14 protein-coding genes and 1 riboswitch are annotated in these 21,797 nt (G+C 48.5%); of the genes, 5 read left to right on the top strand and 9 right to left on the bottom strand.

Annotation, left to right across the window (positions count from 1 at the left end; all coding sequences use genetic code 11):
* Positions 1-26: 26 nt before the first annotated feature.
* On the top strand, positions 27-1,682 hold the full coding sequence (locus ACZ42L_RS00070) for a fumarate hydratase (RefSeq protein ID WP_464703011.1): 1,656 nt from the start codon (positions 27-29) through the stop codon (positions 1,680-1,682).
* 149 nt (positions 1,683-1,831) lie between these two features.
* Positions 1,832-3,001: an acyltransferase family protein gene (locus ACZ42L_RS00065; RefSeq protein ID WP_464716268.1), complete on the top strand. Its 1,170-nt coding sequence runs from the start codon at positions 1,832-1,834 to the stop codon at positions 2,999-3,001.
* Between the two features lie 126 nt (positions 3,002-3,127).
* Here the strand turns inward: ACZ42L_RS00065 and ACZ42L_RS00060 are convergent, their stop codons facing one another.
* The 8 genes from ACZ42L_RS00060 to ACZ42L_RS00025 form a co-directional block, all read right to left on the bottom strand.
* Positions 3,128-4,096: a FecR family protein gene (locus tag ACZ42L_RS00060; protein ID WP_464716267.1), complete on the bottom strand. Its 969-nt coding sequence runs from the start codon at positions 4,094-4,096 to the stop codon at positions 3,128-3,130.
* Positions 4,097-4,163: 67 nt separating this feature from the next.
* Complete coding sequence (locus ACZ42L_RS00055) at positions 4,164-4,748, bottom strand: sigma-70 family RNA polymerase sigma factor (protein ID WP_464716266.1); 585 nt, start codon at positions 4,746-4,748, stop codon at positions 4,164-4,166.
* A 140-nt stretch (positions 4,749-4,888) separates the two neighbouring features.
* Entirely contained in the window at positions 4,889-7,030 is a 2,142-nt protein-coding gene (locus tag ACZ42L_RS00050; RefSeq protein WP_464716265.1) for an alpha-N-acetylglucosaminidase, read from the bottom strand.
* A 31-nt stretch (positions 7,031-7,061) separates the two neighbouring features.
* Positions 7,062-8,300, bottom strand: a complete 1,239-nt coding sequence (locus ACZ42L_RS00045) for an endo-1,4-beta-xylanase (protein WP_464716264.1) — start codon at positions 8,298-8,300, stop codon at positions 7,062-7,064.
* A gap of 108 nt (positions 8,301-8,408) precedes the next feature.
* A complete protein-coding gene (locus ACZ42L_RS00040) occupies positions 8,409-9,344 on the bottom strand; it encodes a Tat pathway signal protein (RefSeq protein ID WP_464716263.1) in 936 nt (311 codons plus the stop codon).
* Positions 9,341-10,375 (bottom strand): hypothetical protein, encoded by a 1,035-nt coding sequence (locus ACZ42L_RS00035; protein WP_464716262.1) that lies wholly within the window; start codon positions 10,373-10,375, stop codon positions 9,341-9,343. The genes ACZ42L_RS00040 and ACZ42L_RS00035 overlap by 4 nt, the downstream gene beginning before the upstream one ends.
* Before the next feature lie 41 nt (positions 10,376-10,416).
* Positions 10,417-11,988, bottom strand: coding sequence for a RagB/SusD family nutrient uptake outer membrane protein (locus ACZ42L_RS00030; protein WP_464716261.1), 1,572 nt, complete (start codon positions 11,986-11,988; stop codon positions 10,417-10,419).
* A gap of 20 nt (positions 11,989-12,008) precedes the next feature.
* A complete protein-coding gene (locus ACZ42L_RS00025; protein WP_464716260.1) occupies positions 12,009-15,452 on the bottom strand; it encodes a SusC/RagA family TonB-linked outer membrane protein in 3,444 nt (1,147 codons plus the stop codon).
* 891 nt (positions 15,453-16,343) lie between these two features.
* A riboswitch (TPP riboswitch) is annotated at positions 16,344-16,440 on the top strand.
* Between the two features lie 33 nt (positions 16,441-16,473).
* On the opposite strand from ACZ42L_RS00025, the gene ACZ42L_RS00020 reads away from it, so the two are divergent.
* The 3 genes from ACZ42L_RS00020 to ACZ42L_RS00010 are packed head-to-tail and all read left to right on the top strand — an operon-like array spanning position 16,474 to position 20,043.
* A complete protein-coding gene (locus ACZ42L_RS00020; RefSeq protein ID WP_464716259.1) occupies positions 16,474-18,795 on the top strand; it encodes a TonB-dependent receptor in 2,322 nt (773 codons plus the stop codon).
* Positions 18,796-18,806: 11 nt separating this feature from the next.
* A complete protein-coding gene (gene pnuC, locus ACZ42L_RS00015; protein ID WP_464716258.1) occupies positions 18,807-19,427 on the top strand; it encodes a nicotinamide riboside transporter PnuC in 621 nt (206 codons plus the stop codon).
* Positions 19,402-20,043: a thiamine diphosphokinase gene (locus ACZ42L_RS00010; RefSeq protein WP_464716257.1), complete on the top strand. Its 642-nt coding sequence runs from the start codon at positions 19,402-19,404 to the stop codon at positions 20,041-20,043. Before pnuC ends, ACZ42L_RS00010 begins: the two co-directional genes overlap by 26 nt.
* 347 nt (positions 20,044-20,390) lie before the next feature.
* On the opposite strand, the gene dnaA is transcribed toward ACZ42L_RS00010, so the two are convergent.
* Positions 20,391-21,797 (bottom strand): chromosomal replication initiator protein DnaA, encoded by a 1,407-nt coding sequence (dnaA, locus tag ACZ42L_RS00005; protein ID WP_464716256.1) that lies wholly within the window; start codon positions 21,795-21,797, stop codon positions 20,391-20,393.

The following is a 21,797-nucleotide window of genomic DNA, read 5'->3' as shown; positions in this document are numbered from 1 at the left end:
ACAACCTATTATAGATAAAAAACATTATGGCAAAAGCACCAGATTTCAAGTATGCTCCCATGTTTCAGTTGGGAAAAGACGATACCGAGTATCGTCTACTGACCAAAGAGGGAGTCAGCACAGCCGAATTTGAAGGCAAACAGATTGTAAAAGTGAGCAAGGAAGCCCTGACATTGCTCAGTCAGCAGGCCTTTCACGATGTAGAATTCATGCTCCGTCGCGAGCACAACGAGCAGGTGGCAGCCATCCTTACCGACCCCGAATCATCGGAGAACGACAAGTATGTAGCCCTGCAATTCCTGCGCAATGCCGAGACTGCGGTCAAAGGTGTACTCCCATTCTGCCAAGATACGGGTACAGCCATCATCCACGGAGAGAAAGGACAGCAGATCTGGACTGGCTTCGAAGATGAAGAAGCACTCTCGCGCGGTGTATACAACACCTTCACACAAGACAATCTGCGCTACTCGCAGAATGCTCCGCTCAACATGTATGACGAGGTGAACACACGTTGCAACCTACCCGCACAGATAGACATCGAAGCTACCGAAGGGGCAGAATATCGCTTCGTGATGGTGGCCAAGGGTGGCGGGTCGGCCAACAAGACTTACTTCTACCCCATGACAAAGGCTACTATCCAGAACGAAGGCACACTGCTGCCCTTCCTCGTAGAGAAGATGAAGAGTCTTGGAACAGCAGCTTGCCCACCCTACCACATCGCATTTGTCATCGGTGGTACGTCGGCCGAGAAGAACCTGCTGACCGTGAAGCTCGCTTCCATCAAATACTACGACAACCTACCTACTACAGGCGATGAGACCGGACGTGCATTCCGTGATATCGACCTGGAGAACAAGCTGCTCGACGAAGCCCACAAGATTGGACTCGGTGCACAGTTTGGTGGTAAGGCACTGGCCCACGACATCCGCGTTATCCGTTTGCCACGCCACGGTGCAAGTTGCCCTATCGGTATGGGTGTGAGCTGTTCGGCCGACCGTAACATCAAGGCCAAAATCAATGCCGACGGTGTATGGTTGGAAAAGATGGACGAGAATCCTTCAGAATTGATTCCAGAAGAGTATCGTCGACCCGGAGAAGGCGCACAAGGCATTACCATAGACCTCGACAAGGGTATAGATGCCGTACGTGCAGAGCTTACCAAATATCCTGTATCTACACGTGTCAACCTCAAGGGTACTATCATCGTGGCGCGCGACATAGCCCACGCCAAGCTCAAGGCTCGTCTGGATGCCGGCGAGGGAATGCCCGACTACTTCAAGAACCATCCTATACTCTATGCCGGACCGGCCAAGACTCCGGAGGGATATGCCTGTGGTTCGATGGGACCGACCACTGCAAACCGCATGGATCCATACGTAGACGAGTTCCAGGATCATGGTGCAAGCCTCGTGATGATAGCCAAAGGCAACCGTACGCAGGCCGTTACCGACGCTTGTCAGAAGCACGGTGGCTTCTATCTGGGCACTATCGGTGGTGTGGCAGCAGTCCTCTCACAGAGTTCTATCAAGAGCATTGAGTGCGTGGAATATCCCGAACTAGGCATGGAAGCCATCTGGAAGATTGACGTAGAAGACTTCCCCGCCTTCATTCTGGTAGACGACAAAGGCAATGATTTCTTCAAGCAACTGAAGCCTTGGAGTCCTACTTGCCCCATGAAGTAATACCAACAAACAGCAGTATAAGAATCCCTGCACCGTAAAGGTGGCAGGGATTTTTTATGCAATATCCCCTCGCTGCATTTCTGGAATATACAAGAAAAATCGCTACCTTTGCCGACATTACTACTAATACATTTTTCTGAAAACCTCAAATGGACAAGAACAACATCTATCTAGCTTCCAAACCGCGCTATGAAATACTTGACGGACTGCGTGGCGTGGCGGCACTAATCGTCGTGGCCTTCCACCTGTTCGAGACCTATTCACTCGGCCCTAGATTCCAAATCCTCAACCACGGCTACCTGGCCGTAGACTTCTTCTTCCTCTTATCGGGCTTCGTAATCGGCTACGCATACGATGACCGATGGAATCGCATGTCTACCTGGAACTTCATCAAACGCCGTCTGATACGCTTGCACCCCATGGTTATCTTCGGTTCTTTCTTCGGCATGTGCATGTTTTATTTCGGTGCAAGTCCTGCTTTCCCAATGATTTCGGCCACTCCTTGGTGGATGGTTGTAGCAGTGTTCCTCTTTACCTGTACCATGATACCGTTGCCCAAAACGATGGATATACGCGGATGGGCAGAGACCAATCCGCTCAACGGAGCTGCCTGGTCGCTGCAATGGGAATACCTGGCCAACTTGCTTTATGCCCTCGTCATCCGCCATTTCTCCAAGAAGGCACTCATGGTGTGCGTGGCTATCTTCGCCTTGCTCACTGCCAACCTCTGCCTGAACATCGACCTTGGAAACTTCCTGAAGCCCCGCGAGTATGCCATCTACACTGTAATTGGCGGCTGGAGTCTCACTCCTGACCAGCTGTTGATAGGTAGCACACGCTTGCTCTATCCTTTCTTCATGGGTCTGCTCATCTCGCGCATGGGCAAACTGATAACCGTTCGTGGCGGATTCTGGTGGTGTTCACTGCTCGTAGCCATTCTACTGGTGATGCCTTTTGCCGGCACTGACAGCTCTCCCTGGCTCAATGGCGTCTACGAACTTGTAGCCATCCTGTTTTTCTTCCCTCTCATTGTGGCTATGGGAGCAGGCAGTAAGGTTACCGACAGGCGTTCGGCAGCCGTATGTAAGTTCTTCGGCGAAATTTCCTATCCGCTCTATATCACCCATTATCCACTGATTTATGCACAGATGGCATGGAGAGTGGCTCATCGCGACGCACCGCTCGCAGCCCATATCATGTTATCGGTCGGCCTCTTCATCCTTGCGATTCTGATAGCCTACGCCTCTTTCAAACTCTACGACTTGCCTGTAAGAGAATGGCTTAGGACTAAACTATTTGCCAAGAAAGCCACAGCATAAAGGCAGAATTTTATCAATAGTTTACACCATATAAGACAAAAAGGGCTACCCTCACCGGCTGAAAGCAATGCTTCCAACCGTCCAGAGGATAGCCCTTCTTCATTAGATTCCTATTATAATGCTATTTTATCGGGTCAATACCACAGCTTTATCCGTGCGGCTCACCTTGCAATGATAGAGATTGGAGATGACAACCATACACTTGTTGAAATCCGATGAAGGCAACGTACCCGTAAAACGATCGTTTGTATTGACATTCTTCAATTCTATCTCTACACCATAGATGGCACTCAATTTCCGGACGACTTGCTGTAGCGGAACACTACGGAACACCAGCTCATGGCGTCGCCAAGCCGTATAATAAGCCGTATCTTGGTCTAATGGAGTCACCGAGAACCGACCGGTACGCTTGTTAAGCGTGCACCGTTCATGAGGGTTCACAGTAACTTGTTCTTGCGTTTTCATAGAACGGAGTACCACAGAGCCTTCAAATAGGCATAGCGTTACGGTAGTAGACTGGGGATAATTAGTAAGATTGAATTTTGTACCCGTCACTTTCACACTCATATCAGGCGTATGAATGACAAACGGATGACGGCTATCGTGGTACACTTCAAAATAACCTTCGCCACGAAAATCAATCTCGCGATGCTCATGGGAAAAGGCTTTAGGGTGATAAGTCATGATGGAATGCTCGTTCACTTGCACGCGTGTACTGTCTGGGAAAATAATGTTTGTTTGCTCTCCCTGACGTGTAGAAATTGTCAGCAAGTCATTGATAGCCTGTTGACGCTCATATCCCAGATAGCCCAAACCCAATAAACAGATAGGCAACAATACCACAGCGACTTTCTCCAAAACACGCCACAAACGACGATGCAATGTTTGCGAACCGTTGAATTGCCCGTCGAGACGCTCCTGAATAGCATCTATCGTAGTATCGTCCACACGGGATGTATCAATTCCCTCTTGCCAATGGACCTCCATGACAGTGCCCAGCTCGACATCCGACGAACCGTTCACTTGTTCACGGAGTTGTAAAAGCTCGGCTTTATTAAGTCTTCCTCTCCTGTACTTTTCCTCTATATTGCTCATATTTTATTCTCCTCGTTATAGGGATAGACATGTAATCTATTGAAATATACTCCTTTTTTACGCATTGTTAAGAATTCAACAACAGAAGAGTGAATACTCCATAACCAGCTTGAGTGACGTAAGTCATCAGCTGGTTGAGTCCCAGTGACAACTGATTTCTCACCGTCTGCTCCGTCAGTTCCATAAGAACGGCAATCTCTTTCACGCTCTTATGCTCAAAGCGTGACAACTCTATGACCCGCCGCTGTGTGGGTGGCAACTGGTCAAGTCCCTTCCTGATAACACGCATAAAGTAATCGTAGTCTATCTGCGAGCCATGATTCTCTGTACTAAGACGGTCAGCATAGTCCACATAGTCTTCAAAACGAGGACTATTGAGCGTGGCCCTGTAAGCATTGATAAGCAGATGGCGCGCCTTGATAAAGACCAGGTTGAACAGCGTTTTCTCCTGCCTTATCTCATGACGATGAGTCCATATCCAGATAAAGGTGTCCTCCACGATTTCCTCTGCGGTCTCACAATGATGGCAATACTCCATGGCAAAGGCCAATAGCCTGTGCGCATACATCCGATAGAGATTGTCAAAAGCCCATTGAGAGTCGTGTTTGAGCAGCCAAATCAGAATATCTTCTTTAGTTGATGTCGCATTCATGTGATGCCACTTTTTATTTAGGTTCTTTCAAAAGGTAATGTCGTTGGGAGACAAACTGTTTTTCAAAGCCCAAAAATAAGCAAAACCAAATGGAACACCAAACTTTATATCTGGAAAAATAACAGTGCATCATCTTTCCATCAATGCAGTATATCGGCCACAAGGGCGTCCATCTGCATCTCATTGAGCTTCACAGGAGTATAGTTCACAGGCTGTTTGCTCCATGATATCTGATAACCGTAATAGTCAGGTTCTATCATTTCGATGCCCCTAATACGCTGGTGCCATACATCAACAAACATTTTCCACTCTTCATAATAGAGCGTTTTGAGCATACCAGCCCATTCCTTGGCAGCATAGTCGTGTACGGTAGTGTTAGGATTCCAGTCAGGCCCCCAGAAAGTCAATTGCATTTTGGCATTCTTCAAAGCCAATGCACGGTCGGCTTCAGTCTTTCCAAAGCGTGCCGCCTGGCCTAACCAACGAGCTAAAGTGAAGTGCCTGCTCTGAGCAAGAAGGGTATCTTGGCGCAGCAGAAGATGGAGAAATCGCTTGGAAGTATGCTCAAAGCGTGCCACATCTTTAGAATCAATGGCAGCAATCATATCATCGTAAGCCTTGTTCCCCTTATCTGATTGCACCTGACGCAGCAAATCAAACATGTCGTAGGTATAAGTTTCCGACTCGGCAAAAGCTGTACGGGCTTTCATAAATCGTCTCACTCCTTCCTTGAAAAAGTCCATATCGTAGTAGCGAGCACGTACACCCCACGATGAGGTATTGACCACTTTAGTACCCGGACGAGCACAAAAAACACTCTCAGGGAGACCATACTTTTCAGGAACACTGGCATAAATAGTTTGCAGGAAAATAAGCCAAGCTGCATAAATATCCTCATTGAAAGCACCATAACGATAAGTGATATACGACCGCAACCATTCTTCCACATTGATTCGCTCGTCGGTCATGGGCGCATGAAGAACCAAATCGTAGACTACAGGATTGTTGTTGATACCCTCAGGCATGATACCCACTCCCTTCAGTCGAGCCTTATAAGGACTATGGCGCACCTTATCTATCTGCAGAGCTATGCGTTGCAATTTACCGTACATACCACACTGTTCACCGAAATTGGACACCACGCACCATACAAATGGAGTGTCACCATAGGCTCGTGTCTGCTCCCAAACCTCTGCATTCTCACCAAACAAATCCACTACCAACACCTTTTCTCGGTTGAGCTTGGCCAGCAGTTCCGGTTTGGGATTACCACTCCATCCTTGCAATACCCATGTACTACCAGGAAAATGACGCTCCATAGCCTTCTGTACGGCCAAACCACAGTCGGCCACATTGAGTGTTCCTGTAAGTCCGCCTTCATGGAAAAGATCACCACCAAAATAGTTCAAATTACCACCATAAAGTTTCTTTATTTCATGATAATACACATCGGCCATATCGTCGAAGAGTTTACCGGTGGGCTTGAGAATGTCAGGACGCTCGAAGAAGCCCCACATTCCCTGTGGAATCACTGCATCGGCATGCCGATCGCGAATGCTTCGCGATACCATTCCGTAAAATCCCTGCATCACCGGACGAATACCCAGCTCTTCCATACGCTCTAACAAACGACGGACCATCTGTGCCTGACCGTCGATAAAGTTCTGTGATACAGGGCCACCCCAACCTTCAAGGTTTCCCATCAGCCACCACGCGGTGTAGCCAGGACCTGGAATGAAATTGCGGATTTGCAGATCTGTGACGCCAAACTTGCGTAGCGTGTTCTGCCAAACCTTTTCCATACCGACGGGCATGAGCATCAGATTGACGCCATGCAAAGCCATCCAATCAAGTTCATGCTCCCAATCTTCCCACTGATAGAACGACATGCTATAGTTGAAAGTACAATAATTGAGGGCATAACGTACTGGCAGGTCGATGCGGCGAGTTACAGGCGAACTGATTTCAGGCAGCCTCGCAACAGGTCCAAGATTATCGCCCATGTGCGACATGGAACGGTGACAATAGTCTTCCAGATAATGATTCAGGGCCATGCAGGCGACACTCTCGCCCGTAGCCTTGATTAAGAGCTTGCCACCCTGCGTACTCAGGATGAAAATTTCCGTCTCATCTGTCTGTGGCATCAACTCCAGTGACACCTTATCTTTCAGCCACGGTACACGACGGTCTATCAATGCCTGTACGCCGGCAAAGCGGTTGTCGGCTACAGCCATCATGGCTGTCAGCCACAGGGATAACAACAACAATATATGCTTCTTCATTCTAATATTCTTTTAAGGGTTGATACCTTCACTATTTCACTTCTATTTCTTTCTGATGCACCATGCCACAACGGTCTTTCCACGTCAATAGATACTTGCCACGGAAACCACGAAAGCGTAATATGCGCTCTTTCCCCAGACGAGTTTTAAACTTTGTCTTCCACTCTACATTGATAAGATTATTCAATACATGGTAGGCAGGCTTCTCCTTCATGTTCTTATCATAAATTCCCGAATAGGAAGGCTCACCCGGCGCACCACCACCGTCGACTAAATTCCACCAGGTAATGGCCTCCACCGTGGGATAGCTGAACCACAGGCGGTAAAGATTACGGGCAATAACCGCCTGTATCAGTTTGCCATGCGCCGTGGTATCAGGGGCACAGACTGTCACTTCACTGACATGGATGGGCAAATCTGACGCTCGCAGACAATCCAGCTTTTCCTCCAAAAGCGCCGGAGCAATGTACGGGTCTTTGCCTTTTGCAATATCAGCCGATTCCAGCGGGTCGAAGATGTGCATTTCGATGCCGATATGGTCGATATGCGCCCCACGGCTCATCAGGTTACGCGTGAGTTCGGCATAACGCCGATGAAGTGTCGCCGGACTGTGCATATCCACATCGTTGATATTGAGTTGCACGTTCGCAGGAAACTCTTGCCTGGCCCATTGGAAACATTTGAAAGTGTAATCGTCGGGCATCATACCACGATTTGCCTGATCAATAGGCTCATTTACCACATCCCACAAACGCACACGATTGCCGTAGCGTTGGGCCAACTGCCGTATGTGGGTACGGAAAAGACTATCCATCACAGGCCGACTCTCAGGCATCCACGTGGGATGCCCATGCAATCGGAGACCGTAGATGATGGCATGCCCTTTCGTTATGATGCCTTTGGCATTGCAGAAGTCTACAATGGGGTCTGTGGGCGGACGACGGAAGATATAGGAACTGCCCGCCGTAAACCGTAGATGGCCCTGCTCCGGCTCCAGTGTCTTCCAATAAAAGGGTATCGTGGCAGCATTGAAAAGCATTCCGAAAGTCTCTTCATACTTGCGGTTCATAGCCAGTGTAGGCAGCTGGCCGTAGACAAAGATGTTTCCCCCAAAGACAAACGAGTGACTCAGCTGCTCCACCTTGACCGCGGTTCCAGGCCTTACGTCAGCCAATTCAACACTGGCCGATACCTTGCGACATTGCTCTATACGCTGGTCAATGGCGCTTTGTAGAGAGTCATTCCACATCTGCCAATAGCCTTCCGACATGATATGATCCGTATCAGCGACCGCATTATGAGGTATCTGAGCCTGCACAGGGCTACAGAAAAAAGAGAAAAGGAGTAAAAAGAAAGTAGATTTCATAAGATTATCTTATTACATGTGCCGTTCTTCATGGGCCTTGCGTGCCTCTCCTATCAGCCGAATACCTGTAAGGATGCGCTCCCGATGTTCCTCAATGGTAGGCTTCCACCATGTCTGCAAGAAACCTTTGAGATGTTGCCGACTGACATATTTCTCGGCAAAGGCCACAGTATTACCTATACTCTTGGGGGTTTCAGCATGATAACTTCCGGTCAAAATCTGGTCGTAACCATGCTTCTCTAAATCTATATACTGCCTCACCATATCCCATTCCGGATTTAACTCTTCGCCGTAATACCAGTTACTTTGCATTACCGACTTAGGCATTCGGGCGAAAAACTGGTCGGGCTGGTGCCATAGCATATAGTCCGACCACATCCAGGCCTTAGCCTTGTGACGCTCACACTCCCTCACAAGAAACATGAAGTCATGCCACCAGGCATCGTTCTTGCGCACCACCACATGCTTATACGTCTGCTGCATGGTGTAACCTTCTTCATCCATGCCAATGTGGAAAAACCTCGGATGGTCGAAAATAGCACACACCTCAGCTATCATGTCAGTACAGAAACGATAGTATTCTTCAGTAGAAACAATCTTAGAATAGTCTTTCATCCACGTGTCATGTCCTGCAGAGAAATTCAGCTTGGGAATAGGTTCCAGGCCCAATGTCCGCATACGGTTCAATTCTTGTTTGAGACGGGCTACCGACCATGCGTTGTTCACTGCTATTTCCGGATGCTTCTGATATTTCACGGCATCGCCAAGATCTATCACGACCATGTTGACACCACTCTGGCCCATCAGTTCGATAGCATTATTCCAGAGAGATTCACTCAACTCTATATCCGGACGATAGCCTCTGAAAGGACGTCCAGACCAGATATATTCCTCCCACATATTGAAGCTGAGATGAATCAGACATCCCCATATCAATTTATCTTTCATACCGTTTTCTTCTTTTTATTTTCATAATCTGTACGAGCTGTTCCCAGCAAGTCAATACCTTGCAAGATAGGCTGGCGATAAGTTTCTGTCACAGGCCTCCAAAAGGTCTGCATGAACCCCAGCAAATGCCCCTTATCAATATGTTCGGCACAAAACCGCATGGTGTTGCCAATACTCTTAGGATTATTCTGGTCAAAACTGCCCGTAGCAATAATGTCGTAGCCCTCACGTGCCAAATCAAGATAAGAGCGAATAGCCACATCGTTGATAGAGAACTTCTCGGTGTACCACCAGTTACACTGCACCACCGAGTGGGGCATCATTTTGAAGAAATCATCGGGATGATGCCACACGTAATCAGACCAGACACAAGGACGTACACCACGTTTCATGGCCTCGGCAATATAGAAATAAAGATCAGCCCACCATGTTTCCTGCTGTCGAATGACGATATAGTCAGAGAGTTGATAGTCGATGCGTTCTTCGTCCATACCGAAATGGATGAAACGTGGCGTGTCAAACAGTTGGATAGCCTCGGCTATCAGGTCGGCACACACCTTATAATACTTATCCGACGACACCATCTTGGCATACTTGCCCAGCCACGCATCGTGAGTGGTAGAGAAGTTGAACATCGGCATCGGTTCGATACCGACCTTGCGAAGCCGGGCCAACTGCTGCCTCAACTGTGTGTGCGACCATGAATGGGCCAATGATATTTCAGGGTGACTATGCCAACCCACCGAGTCGTCCAGATTGATAAACACCATGTTCACCCGGTTACTCACCATGCGTTCGATGGCTGCATCCCACACCGCCATTTGGAGTTCAAACTCCGTTCTCAACCCGCCAAAAAGCTTTATCTGGCCCGCGAAATTAAAAGAAAGATTCAGCAGACAAGCCCACAGTTTATCCGTCATGGGTGCAGCTTCTACAGTCTGCTCAATAGAGGGCGTGCCCCACAGCCCTCTAGGCAAGGTCGCTACCATGCCCAGGGCTGTTGCACGCTTCAGGAAATTACGTCTGTCCATTCTATAAAATTTTATTTTTGTTCAAGCTCCAAGCCGATGTATCAATCGTAGCCTTCGTTCTGAATAACCACACCCTTACCGTCGGTAATGACGCTCTTGGGCAGCGGATAGACTTCCTTGGCCTTCGTGGCATAGGCAGAACCATTGATGGTCTTTGCACTTTCCACAAATTTATCCATACGGATAAGGTCGGCACGGTATTGTCCGTTCTCACACCAAAACTCGTGCATGCGCTCTTTGAGAATCACGTCTACGAACTTCGCATCGCTATCAATCTCTGTATAAGCCAAGGCCGGGATGCCGGCACGCTCACGAATGACGTTGATATACGTGAGAGCCGACTGCTTATCGGCAGTCGAAGCTCCCGGCTTACGGTAGAGCGCCTCTGCCAACGACAGATAAACGTCGGCATAACGATACACGATGGGGTCGATACTGCTGCGCCCGCTGTTCTTGAACAATTCGGTATCGAAACCATACTTCATAGGTATAGGGCCTATATCGAGATTAGGATAGTCGCCACGATGGACCACCATACCGGTCTTGCTGCTCTTATATTCGGCCAACAGATAGGTACGACGGGTGTCGGTAGGCTCAAAACTGTCGTAGAAATGCCAGGTGCTCGTCAGGCTGTGATAACCACCTTTCATACCATTACTGGCGAAGTCGGCCGGCAACACAAACATGTGCCAGTCGTTCCAGCTCACCATTTCTGTGTTTACAGGCAGAGCAAAGATGATTTCCTTGTTAGCTTTCCCTTGTCCGCCAAGCTCGAACATCTTGATATAACTGGGTTGGAGCTGATAACCATTGGAGGCCTGCATCAGCTCTTTGGCCAGCGTCTCTACCTTTGTATAATAGCTCTTGTCTATGCGCGTCTCGTGCAGATAAAGGCGAATCAAGAGCATTTTAGCCAAACCGGTGCTGAAGCGTCCATACTCCACATCGTTGGGAGAAGGCAGATTCTCAGCCGCAAAGAGCAAATCGTCTTCTATATATTTTACCATTTCTTCGCGCTTCATACGCGGAAGCGGTTTGTCGTTGCGAGGATTGTCGAGCAAATCGGCAGGAGCTATAATCAGCGGACCGAACATATCGTAGAGCGTATAGGCCACAAAGGCACGCGCACAACGCACTTCGGCTGCCATTTTCTTCTTGGCTGCGTCGGTGAGCGTCGTAGATTTTTCGATGTAGGCAAGGTTAGCCGTGCAACGACTTATATCGTTGGCAAAACCGTCGCGATAGCCACCGCCCGACGGGTCTTTCTCTGTGTAGTAGAATCCTACCAGATAGTCGTCCGTGGAATTCCAATCCAAGTCGTGCTGTTTCTTGAAGATATAGCTACGCGCGGTAAGGATTTCAGTGGTGGCATCGTTGATAGCGACACAGCCACGGTCGTCGGTGGCAAACAGACCATCAAACCAGCTGGAACGGATAGAGCGATAACACTCGTTGACCAGCGTCACATAATCGCTCTCCACTTTGGGAAAGAGTTCGCTATTCATTTCAGAATAGTCCACCGGATTCAGGTCGGCACATCCCGTAAACAGAGTGGCGCTAAAGGCCAGAGCCACCGTACAGGCTACATATTTGAATTGATTGAATACTTTCATAATATACTGCTGTTGGAATATTAAAAGGTTATGTTCACACCAAAGCTATAGGTCTTAGCGTTAGGATAGGCTGCCGCGTAGGCATCGGTTTCGGGATCGAGGCCATTGTACGGCGTGATAACAAACAGATTGTTGGCCGAGAGGTGCAGGCGTACACTGCTGACAAAGTTGATTTTACCCAGCCATGCACGGGGTACATTGTAGCTCAGAGACACATTCTGCAGACGAACAAACCAGGCATCCTCATAGTAATAGTCGCCCATTGTGTAGAAAGCACCGCGCCCGATGGCAGCATAGGCACTGGGCATCGTCGTCGACGGCCGGGTAGGTGTCCAACGGTCGAGGTTAGTACGCAGACCGTTGAGGCCTGCCCCCGCTATACCGAAGCTGTTGATACCGTAGGATGCCATCGTAGGATTCTCTATCTTGCGGTCGAACATGCCATTGAACATAAAGGAGAGTTCGAAATCTTTGTATCGCAATACATTGTTGATACCGGCCAACCATCCCGGATCTCTCGAACCGATGAGTTTGGTATCGGCATCGTCTATCTTACCATCGGGAGCACCGGTCAGCACAAAGCGACCATTGGCATCGGTCACGGGATTGCCTGAAGCATCGCGCTTGTAGCCGTCGAGGTCTTTGATGACCATCTGACCAGGCAACAAATCGGGCTGAGCTGCCGGTGCTGCCTCTCCAGTCTGGAGCACATGGTCGGCCACACGTGAATAGATAGCACGTATAGGATCGTTCACTCCCTCATACACAGCAGGCTTCCAGTCGGGTGTGCGCTCCTTCCATTTGTCGCGATACATGGTAAAGGTGAGATTGGTAGACCAGCTGAAGTTCTTGGTTTCGATATTGCGTGTGTTGAGCATCACTTCGATTCCGCGTCCTTGGGTCTTGCCTATGTTCGACATAACTTTGGGAAGTTCCTGGTAAGAGTTGAGCAAGCGATAGTTGAGCAGGTCGGATATGGTGCGTTGGTAAACATCTATCGAACCGCTGATGCGACCTTTCAGGAAGCCGAAGTCGAGACCGAGATTCCACTCCGTAGTAGTCTCCCACTTCAGGTCGGGATTGTCGAACTTACCTTTCTTTACACCAATGACGGTTTTATGGTCGCCACCTACGTAGGCATTCTCCGTCACGAAACTGGCAAAGGCATTAGTACCGATGTCGGCATTACCAGTCTGTCCCCAGCTGAGACGCAGTTTCAGGTTGGAAAGCCATTTCACAGATTTCAGGAAACTCTCTTCGTTGACAATCCATCCCAGGGCCACAGAGGGGAAATAGCCCCACTTCCTGTTCTTGGCAAAGACACTGGCACCATCGGCACGCATCGTTCCGGTGAACAGATAGCGGTCCAGCAAAACGTAGGAAACACGCATGAAGTAAGACTCCATCTTGTTTTTCGTGGCAGTAGACCTGATGATTTTGTTGCCCGTTCCGGAATTGATACTATTGTAGAGAAACACATCAGTGAGGAAGTTGTTGTTGCCCAGCTCCGAACTGTCATAGTTGAATTCCTCGTAAGAACCTCCCACCATTAAGTTGACATTGTGAATGTCCCCCAGCGTCTTGTGATAAGTGGCAGTGGCCTCAGCCAGATACTGGTCGTTATTCATATTATATATGTAGGCCACACCGCCGAGTGTGTTGCCGTTGACCGTCGTGCGGGGCTGATAAGTCTTGCGGTCCATCTGTGCATGGTCTACACCGAGAGAGCCGCGAAGCACGAGTCCCTCTATCGGACGAGCCTCTACATAGACATTTCCGATGAAGCGATTGGTACGTCCCTGGTCGGTGTTGGTGAGCAGAGAGTAAGGGTTGGGCTGCTTAGGCAAGAGCGGATTGACGGGATACGTGCCTGTAGCAGCATCGTAGGCCTGCACCTCCGGACTCATCTGAATGGCCGACCGAATGATGCCCGAATTCTCATACTGCGCACCGCCAAGCTGTGTATTGTCGTTGTTGATACGTGTCATGGTGAGGTTGAGTCCGGCCTTGAAGATTTTAAGGAATCCCTGGTCGATATTGGTCTTCAGCGTGTAGCGGCTCAATCCCGAATTCTTGATGATACCCTTCTGGTTGAAATAGTTGAACGACAGCATATACTGGGTATTCTCGCTGCCCCCTTGCAAATTTATGTTGTGTTCGTTGATATGCCCATTACGTGTGATGAGACCGAGCCAGTCTGTACCCTCGCCTGCACCATCTATCTGTGCCTGGGTATAAGGATAGCTCAGTGCCACGCCGTTGTAGGGATTGGCCGACGCCTCGGCCAGCGTCTTCTTGCCATAGGGCGCCACTTGGTTGTTCCACATGTAGTTCTCCAGTGCCATGTCGTTGCGTATCTGCATCCACTCTTTGAGCGACAGCAAATCGTACATATCAGAATATTTCTGATATGAGAAGTCGTAAGAATAAGACACCTTGGCACTTCCGGTCTTGCCTCGCTTGGTGGTGATGAGCACCACGCCATTGGCAGCACGAGCACCATAAATAGACGTAGCCGAAGCATCTTTAAGTACTTCGATAGACTCGATGTCGTTGGGATTGAGAAAGTTGAGAATGCTCTGTGTGCCCGGATCCATCTTGGCATCGCCGCCACTGGGCTGGTCGAGCTTGGCTATGGGGAAACCATCTACAATATAGAGAGGGTCGTTGCCGGCATTCACACTGCCTGCGCCACGCACCAGAATGTCAATGCCACCGCCGGGCTGCGCACTGTTCTGGCGCACATAGAGACCGGCTGCCTTACCGCCGAGGGCCTGACCGACAGACGACAGACCGTCGAGTTTCATGTCGTCGCCCTTCAGCATGGCGATAGAACCCGTGAGGTCGCGCTTGCGTTGAGTGCCGTAGCCCACAACAACCACTTCGTCGAGCGACTCCATATTCTCCTGCATGACCACACTCATGTTGTCCTTCGGACGCATACGCACCGTCTGGAAACCTACGTAACTGATTTCCAGTTGTTCACCCTCTTCCGTATCAAGCACGAACTTACCATTCAGGTCGGTCGTCGTTCGGCGATTCTTACCCACCACCTGCACAATAGCACCGATGACAGGGTCGCCCTGCGCGTCGGTTACCATACCGCTGGCCTTGTCCAATTTCTTGCTACCGGGCTTCGCACCAGGCTTGACCGAGATAATAATTGTCGAGGGTTGCACCCACTTGTATTCCAGTCCGCGCTCGCCAAGAATCTCTGCCAGCACAGCAGCCACAGGCACATCTTTCTTCTGAAACGTCACGGGGGCACAGCCGTCGAGCGTCACATCGCGATAGCTGAACTTGTACTGAGTTCGTTTTTCGATTTCGCTTAATGCCTTCTTCAGGCTCACTTGATGGAGCTTGAGCGACACTTTCTGCTGCTGCGCCACCATCTGGAGTGGATTCCCCATTAACAGTGTAGCCAAAACATAGGCAAACAGTCTCGATTTAAATAATCTACACATAAGCTTTAGGTTAAATGATTACATAGGTTAATATCTCGATTATGGTATCAATGATAGTCCGGTTCTACGCCCGCCAGCTTATAGGCAGCTCGCGTCTTCTTGATTCTTGATGAGCAACATCGTGCAGACAATGCGGTCTCACCACCTGAATGGTTAGACAACCCCATAATCGTTTTATAACTAGAAATATGGAATTATTTTTCTTTTTCAATAAAAATCACTCCGATTCAGGTCCTAAACATATTATCAAGACATGGTATAACGGATACTACCCCCTACTCCGCAGGCTGTTCGAAATATAAAATTGAGAAAATAATAGGGAAACAGATGCAAGAAAACACCGACAGGTACATTTACATAAAAACGGGAAGGGCAGAATACTCCCCCTTCCCGACGCCCTGATAATCAAGGATAACATATATAAAGATATGCCTGTAAGATTCCCAGGCAGATAGTTTTAGTTACTAAGAAAATAAGTTAATTTCAAGTCTGAGCCTCTGTGACTTTGTTGCAGAGGCTTTTCAGTTTTGCTGCCAAGCCGTGGCAGCATTACTGTTCGGTCCTTGCAGCATTGCTGCGAAGCCTTTGCACTCAAAGACTTAAAATTACATGATTTTCTTGATGAATACATTTTAATTCTATATGGCTGTAAAGCAGGATACAAGGAAGTGCATATCTCACCAATTCAGACGATTTAACTGCTCTTGCCAGAATGATTATGCAACTATCAAAAATAGAATGGTTCAAAAAGTGCGTCAGGGATATCAGAGGATTCAAAGTAGAGAGCTAATCTGGTTTTACAGAATCGGTAAGAAACTCATCGTTTTATCTTTTTCGACTCAACAGCACAAGAATTGCCAAAAAAGCAATACCTTTGCAGCGGTCTACAGACTGTAGACTAAGGGGTGTCACGACATTTCGTGGCTGAGAATAGACCCTCTGACCTGATTCGGGTAATGCCGGCGTAGGGATAAGGACATGAAAAGTGCCCCTTTTTGTGTATTATATTTTTAAGGTATTCATGAAAAAAAATGTATTGTTTGTGTCTGCACTCGCTTGTGCAGCAACTGTTCATGCGGCTAATCCCAAACAAGAAAAGATTGATACGTTGCGTACCTACGAGCTACAAAACGTGCAAGTGGTATCTACACGCGCCAACAAAAAGACGCCGGTGGCCTATCACGACCTGAACCAAAAGCAAATCAAGGCCGTGAACTTCGGCCAGGATGTGCCGTTCCTCCTATCACTCACTCCATCGGTCACCATGACATCGGATGCCGGCAACGGTGTCGGATACACGTCGTTGCGCGTGCGTGGCACTGACCCTTCACGTATCAACATCACCTCTAACGGCATACCGATGAACGACGCAGAGAGTTCTCAGGTGTTCTGGGTGAACATGGGCGACTTCGCTTCGAGCGTACAGAGCATGCAGATACAGCGTGGCGTAGGTACGTCGACCAACGGGTCGGGAGCTTTCGGAGCAACCCTGAACATGCAGACCGAGAACATAGGCATCAAGCCTTACATAGGACTGGACCTTTCGGGCGGCTCGTACTACTCGCACAAGGAGACACTGCGCTTCGGCACAGGACTGCTCGGCGACCACTGGGGCATACAAGGCCGACTGTCGAACATAGGCAGCAAGGGCTATCTGGACCGTGCTTTCACCAAATTGAACTCTTACTTCATACAGGCAGGCTACTTCGGTGACAATACGATGGTGAAGTTTATCACCTTCAACGGCAACGAGCAGACCTATCATGCGTGGAACTACACATCGAAATACGAGCAGAGCCTGTATGGACGTACATACAATTCGTGTGGAGAGTACACCGACAGAAATGGGCAAACCCGCTACTACAAGGACCAGACCGACAACTATCACCAGCAGCACTATCAGCTGATTTGGGACCAATCCATCAATCGCAACTGGAATCTGAACGCTGCCCTGCACTACACCAAGGGGCAAGGCTACTATGAAGAGTATAAGAGCGGACGTAAATGGGCACAGTTCTGCCTGACGAACGATTGGAAGATGCGGGGCGACCTGGTACGCCAGAAGAAGATGGACAACGACTTCTACGGAGCTATCGCGAGCTTGAACTACAACAGCCTGAACGGACTGACGGCCACACTGGGAGGCGGTTGGAACAAATACGAGGGCGACCATTTCGGCCGGGTGAAGTGGGCTGGGAGTCCATATTACATCGTAACCGACGCTGAGGGCAACGAGACGAACAAATATATCGTATCGCCCGAACTCTTCCCCGACACAGAATACTATCGCAACTCGTCGACAAAGACAGACGGCAACGTATATGGAAAGGTGAATTGGGAATTCTATCAGGGCTTGAGTGCATTCATCGACCTGCAATATCGCCACGTAAACTACAAGATGAATGGCCCTACAGACCAGTGGGAGGATACGAAACAGGTGGTTTACAGCATGAAGGACAGCTACGATTTCTTCAACCCCAAGTTTGGATTGAACTATGACATCACACCCAACCACAAAGTATATACATCGTATGCCATTGCTCACAAAGAACCGACACGCAACGACTACGAGGACAACATAGGCATGCAGCTGAAGGCGGAACAGCTGAACGACCTGGAAATGGGCTACAAATATCAGAGCGCGAAGTTCTCGGCTGGTGCTAACTTCTACTATATGTATTATCGCAACCAGTTTGTGCTGACGGGAGAGCTGAACGAAATAGGCGAGATGAAGGCCAGCAACGACAATTCGGGACGTAGCTATCGCATGGGATTGGAGCTGGAAGCATCGTGGAAACCGGCAGATTGGTTCCGCTGGGATGCCAATGCCACATGGAGCAAGAACCGTGCGAAAGACTGGACGGTGACCGATAAAGAGACCAATAAGCCATTGAATCTGGGCGACACGCCACTGAGCTTCTCGCCCGACTTCATCTTCAACAACATTCTTTCGCTCGACTACAAGGGCTTCACGGTAAGTGTGCAGAGCCAGTATATCAGCGACCAATATCTGACGAACACCGGTTTCAAGGAGTATATCTCGTATGGTAAGAATGGAGAAGAGACCAAGGTGGGTATGCTGATAGACGGACATTTCAACACCAATCTGAATCTGGCTTATCACTTCGGACTGAAGAAAGTGGGCTTGAAAGATGCAACTGTCGGGATGACGCTATACAATCTCTTCAGTGCAAAATATGATAACAACGGATGGGCAGCACCAGGATTCAAGGCCGATAAAAACGGAAAGGTCATCGCATATACCAATAACGACCTCTACCAAGCTGGATTTGCACCTTCTGCCCCATTCAACTGGATGGCTCATCTATCCATCAACTTCTAAACAGACGAACGATGCAAGAGTTTCTGAACAGTCCCGATTTCCTGCTGGCACTGGATGTGACGGCCACGGTTCTCGGACTTATCTACATCTGGCAGGAGTATCATGCCAGCATCTATCTTTGGCTGACGGGTATCATCATGCCACTGGTAGACATCTTTCTCTACTACGAAGCAGGACTCTATGCCGACTTTGGCATGGCAATCTACTACACCCTGGCGGCCATCTACGGATATATGGTTTGGAAATTCGGCAAAAAAAAGAATCAGCATGAGGGTGAGGCCATGCCCATTACACACATGAAAAAAACACTATGGCTACCTGTAACCATAGCTTTTCTTATGGCATGGGCCGCGATTTACTGGATTCTGATTACCTTCACCAACAGCAATGTGCCGGTAACAGATAGCTTTGCCAATGCGCTAAGCTTTGTAGGACTGTGGGCATTGGCTCGCAAATACGTGGAGCAATGGCTCGTGTGGATTGTCGTAGACATCGTACTGGCAGCATTGTATCTATATAAAGGTATTCCGTTTAAATCCGGCTTGTACGCCCTCTACGTGGTGATAGCCATCATGGGATACTACAAATGGAAAAAAATGATGAACGATGGACTATCCACTCATAACGCCTGAAACAGAGTTCGATGCCGTCATATTGGCAGCAGGCGACTTCCCTACTCATCCTTTGCCATTGACCTTGCTGGCCCATGCAAAGTACATATGTTGCTGCGACGGGGCTGCTGCCGAGTACGTTGGCAAGGGCTACATGCCCAATGCCATCGTCGGAGACGGCGATTCGCTCCCTAACAAGCTGAAACAGCAGTATGCCAACATCCTGCATGAGGTAGCCGAACAGGACAGCAACGACCTGACGAAAGCCACCCGACACTGTATTGGGATGGGATTCCGCCATATTGCCTACCTGGGAGCAACGGGGAAGCGGGAAGACCATAGCTTGGCCAATATCTCGCTGATGATGCACTACTATCGAAACATGGGCATAGCCCCCACGATGATAACCGACCACGGCGTGTTTATACCGACACATGGAGACCGTACGTTTGGAAGCAAGCCGGGACAACAAATCAGTATCTTCAACTTCGGATGCAACCATATTGAGAGCAAAGGGCTGAAGTGGCAGAGCTTCGCTTACGAACACAGCTGGCAAGGGACGCTCAATGAATCGCTGGGCGAACAAATACAATTCTGTGCAGACCACTATTATATGGTCTTCAGGTGTTTTCCGTAGATTCTCAATACAAACAACAAAAAAACGATATATATTTCTTTTTTCTTGCCAAAAAAGACAGGGTATCCGTATGATACATTCATTTTTTTAGTTATCTTTGCAACTATAATGTGGTTTTCAGTTAGAGACTGCAACCATGTATGACTTTTAAAAATTTTCGCATATATATAAATCTCACCTTTGTGAGAGGTTGTTTCCTAGCTCGTGAGAGTACGGAAAGACTTGAGTTAATTTATTTTAGTAAATACCTAGCGCTGCGATCGTGAGATTATGGCGCTATTTTTTGTCCCTGCATCAGAAACAAACGGAAACAAAAAAGCCTCGAATTTCTTCGAGGCTGTATCATCTTATTTCTTTAGTTTGAAAGCATTCTCTATAGACACCAACTCGTCGCTAAAGGAATGGTCGGTCTTTCGCCGCATCTCTACTTGCGAACAACTATGTATTACGGTCGAATGGTCGCGATTACCAACCAGCTTCCCGATGCGCGAAGCAGGCATCTTGGTATATTTCTGAGCCAGATACATGGACACTTGACGGGCTTCTACCAGGTCGCGCTTACGACTTCTACTGTTCACTGCGGTCGGCGTTACATTGAAATGGTTGCACACCGTCTCCACTATCTCATCTATCGTCAAAGGCTTATCGTCTATCTTTACGGCCCGTTTGATGACCCGTTCGGCCAGTCGCATGTCAATATCGCAATTATAGACCACACTATATGCCAGCAATGAATTGATGACTCCTTGCAAATCGCGGACACTTCCATTGGCCGTCGAAGCAACAAACATTACCACATCATCAGGAATATGCAGGCCATCACGATGAATCTTATTCTTTAAGATGTCCACGCAAAGCTCTACATTGGGCTTTTCCAACTCTGCTACCAAGCCACCACGGAAGCGTGTAAGCAGTCGCTCGTTCATACCTTTCAAATCTACCGGCGGTCTGTCACTGGCCAGAATGATACGCTTTCCATTGCGGTGAAGATGGTTGAAGATGTGGAAGAAAGTGTCTTGTGTCTTAGTTGCAGTAGCCCACTCCTGTATATCATCGACTATCAACATGTCTATCGTCTGATAGAAGTTGATGAAATCATTGGTCGTATTCTGCAAAACGGCATTCGTATATTGCACCTGAAAGAGTCTGGCACTAATATATAGCACTCGTTTTTCTGGATACAACTGATGCGTTCTTATCCCTATAGCATTGACAAGGTGAGTCTTACCACATCCTGAAGGACCATAGATGAACATCGGATTGAACTGATTGTTGCCCGGATGCTCAGCAATTGAAAGTCCCACACTGCGTGGAACCTTATTGCTATTGCCCTCTACATAGTTCTTAAAAGTAAGGTGCGGATTGAGCTGAGAGTCTATTTGCTGTGGTTGGGCGGCATCAAGCATCGTCGGAGATTGATTCGCATGCTGCCTTGGAGTACGTTCCACGGCATCCGCCGGGTCGGCCATTAATTCCTGTGAAAGATTGTGTTCCTTGTCCGTCACGACACGATAACGCAATTGCACACCCTCTCCGAACGTACTACAAAGCACTTTACTCAGCAGGTCTATATAGTTTCCCTCCAAGTATTCATATACGAATACGCTGGGAACCTGCAAAAGAAGTGTCTTTGTCTCCGCATCGAATGATTCGTAAGCAATTGGCTTAAACCATGTTGCGAACTGCTGTTGGCTCACATTTTTGGCAATGAGCGCAAGGGCTTCGCCCCAACAAGCATCAGGACTCATCTTCAT

It is taken from the genome of Prevotella mikamonis, assembly GCF_055381405.1.
The sequence above is the reverse complement of the archived record's forward strand: the minus strand, read 5'-3'. Positions and strand labels throughout refer to the sequence as shown.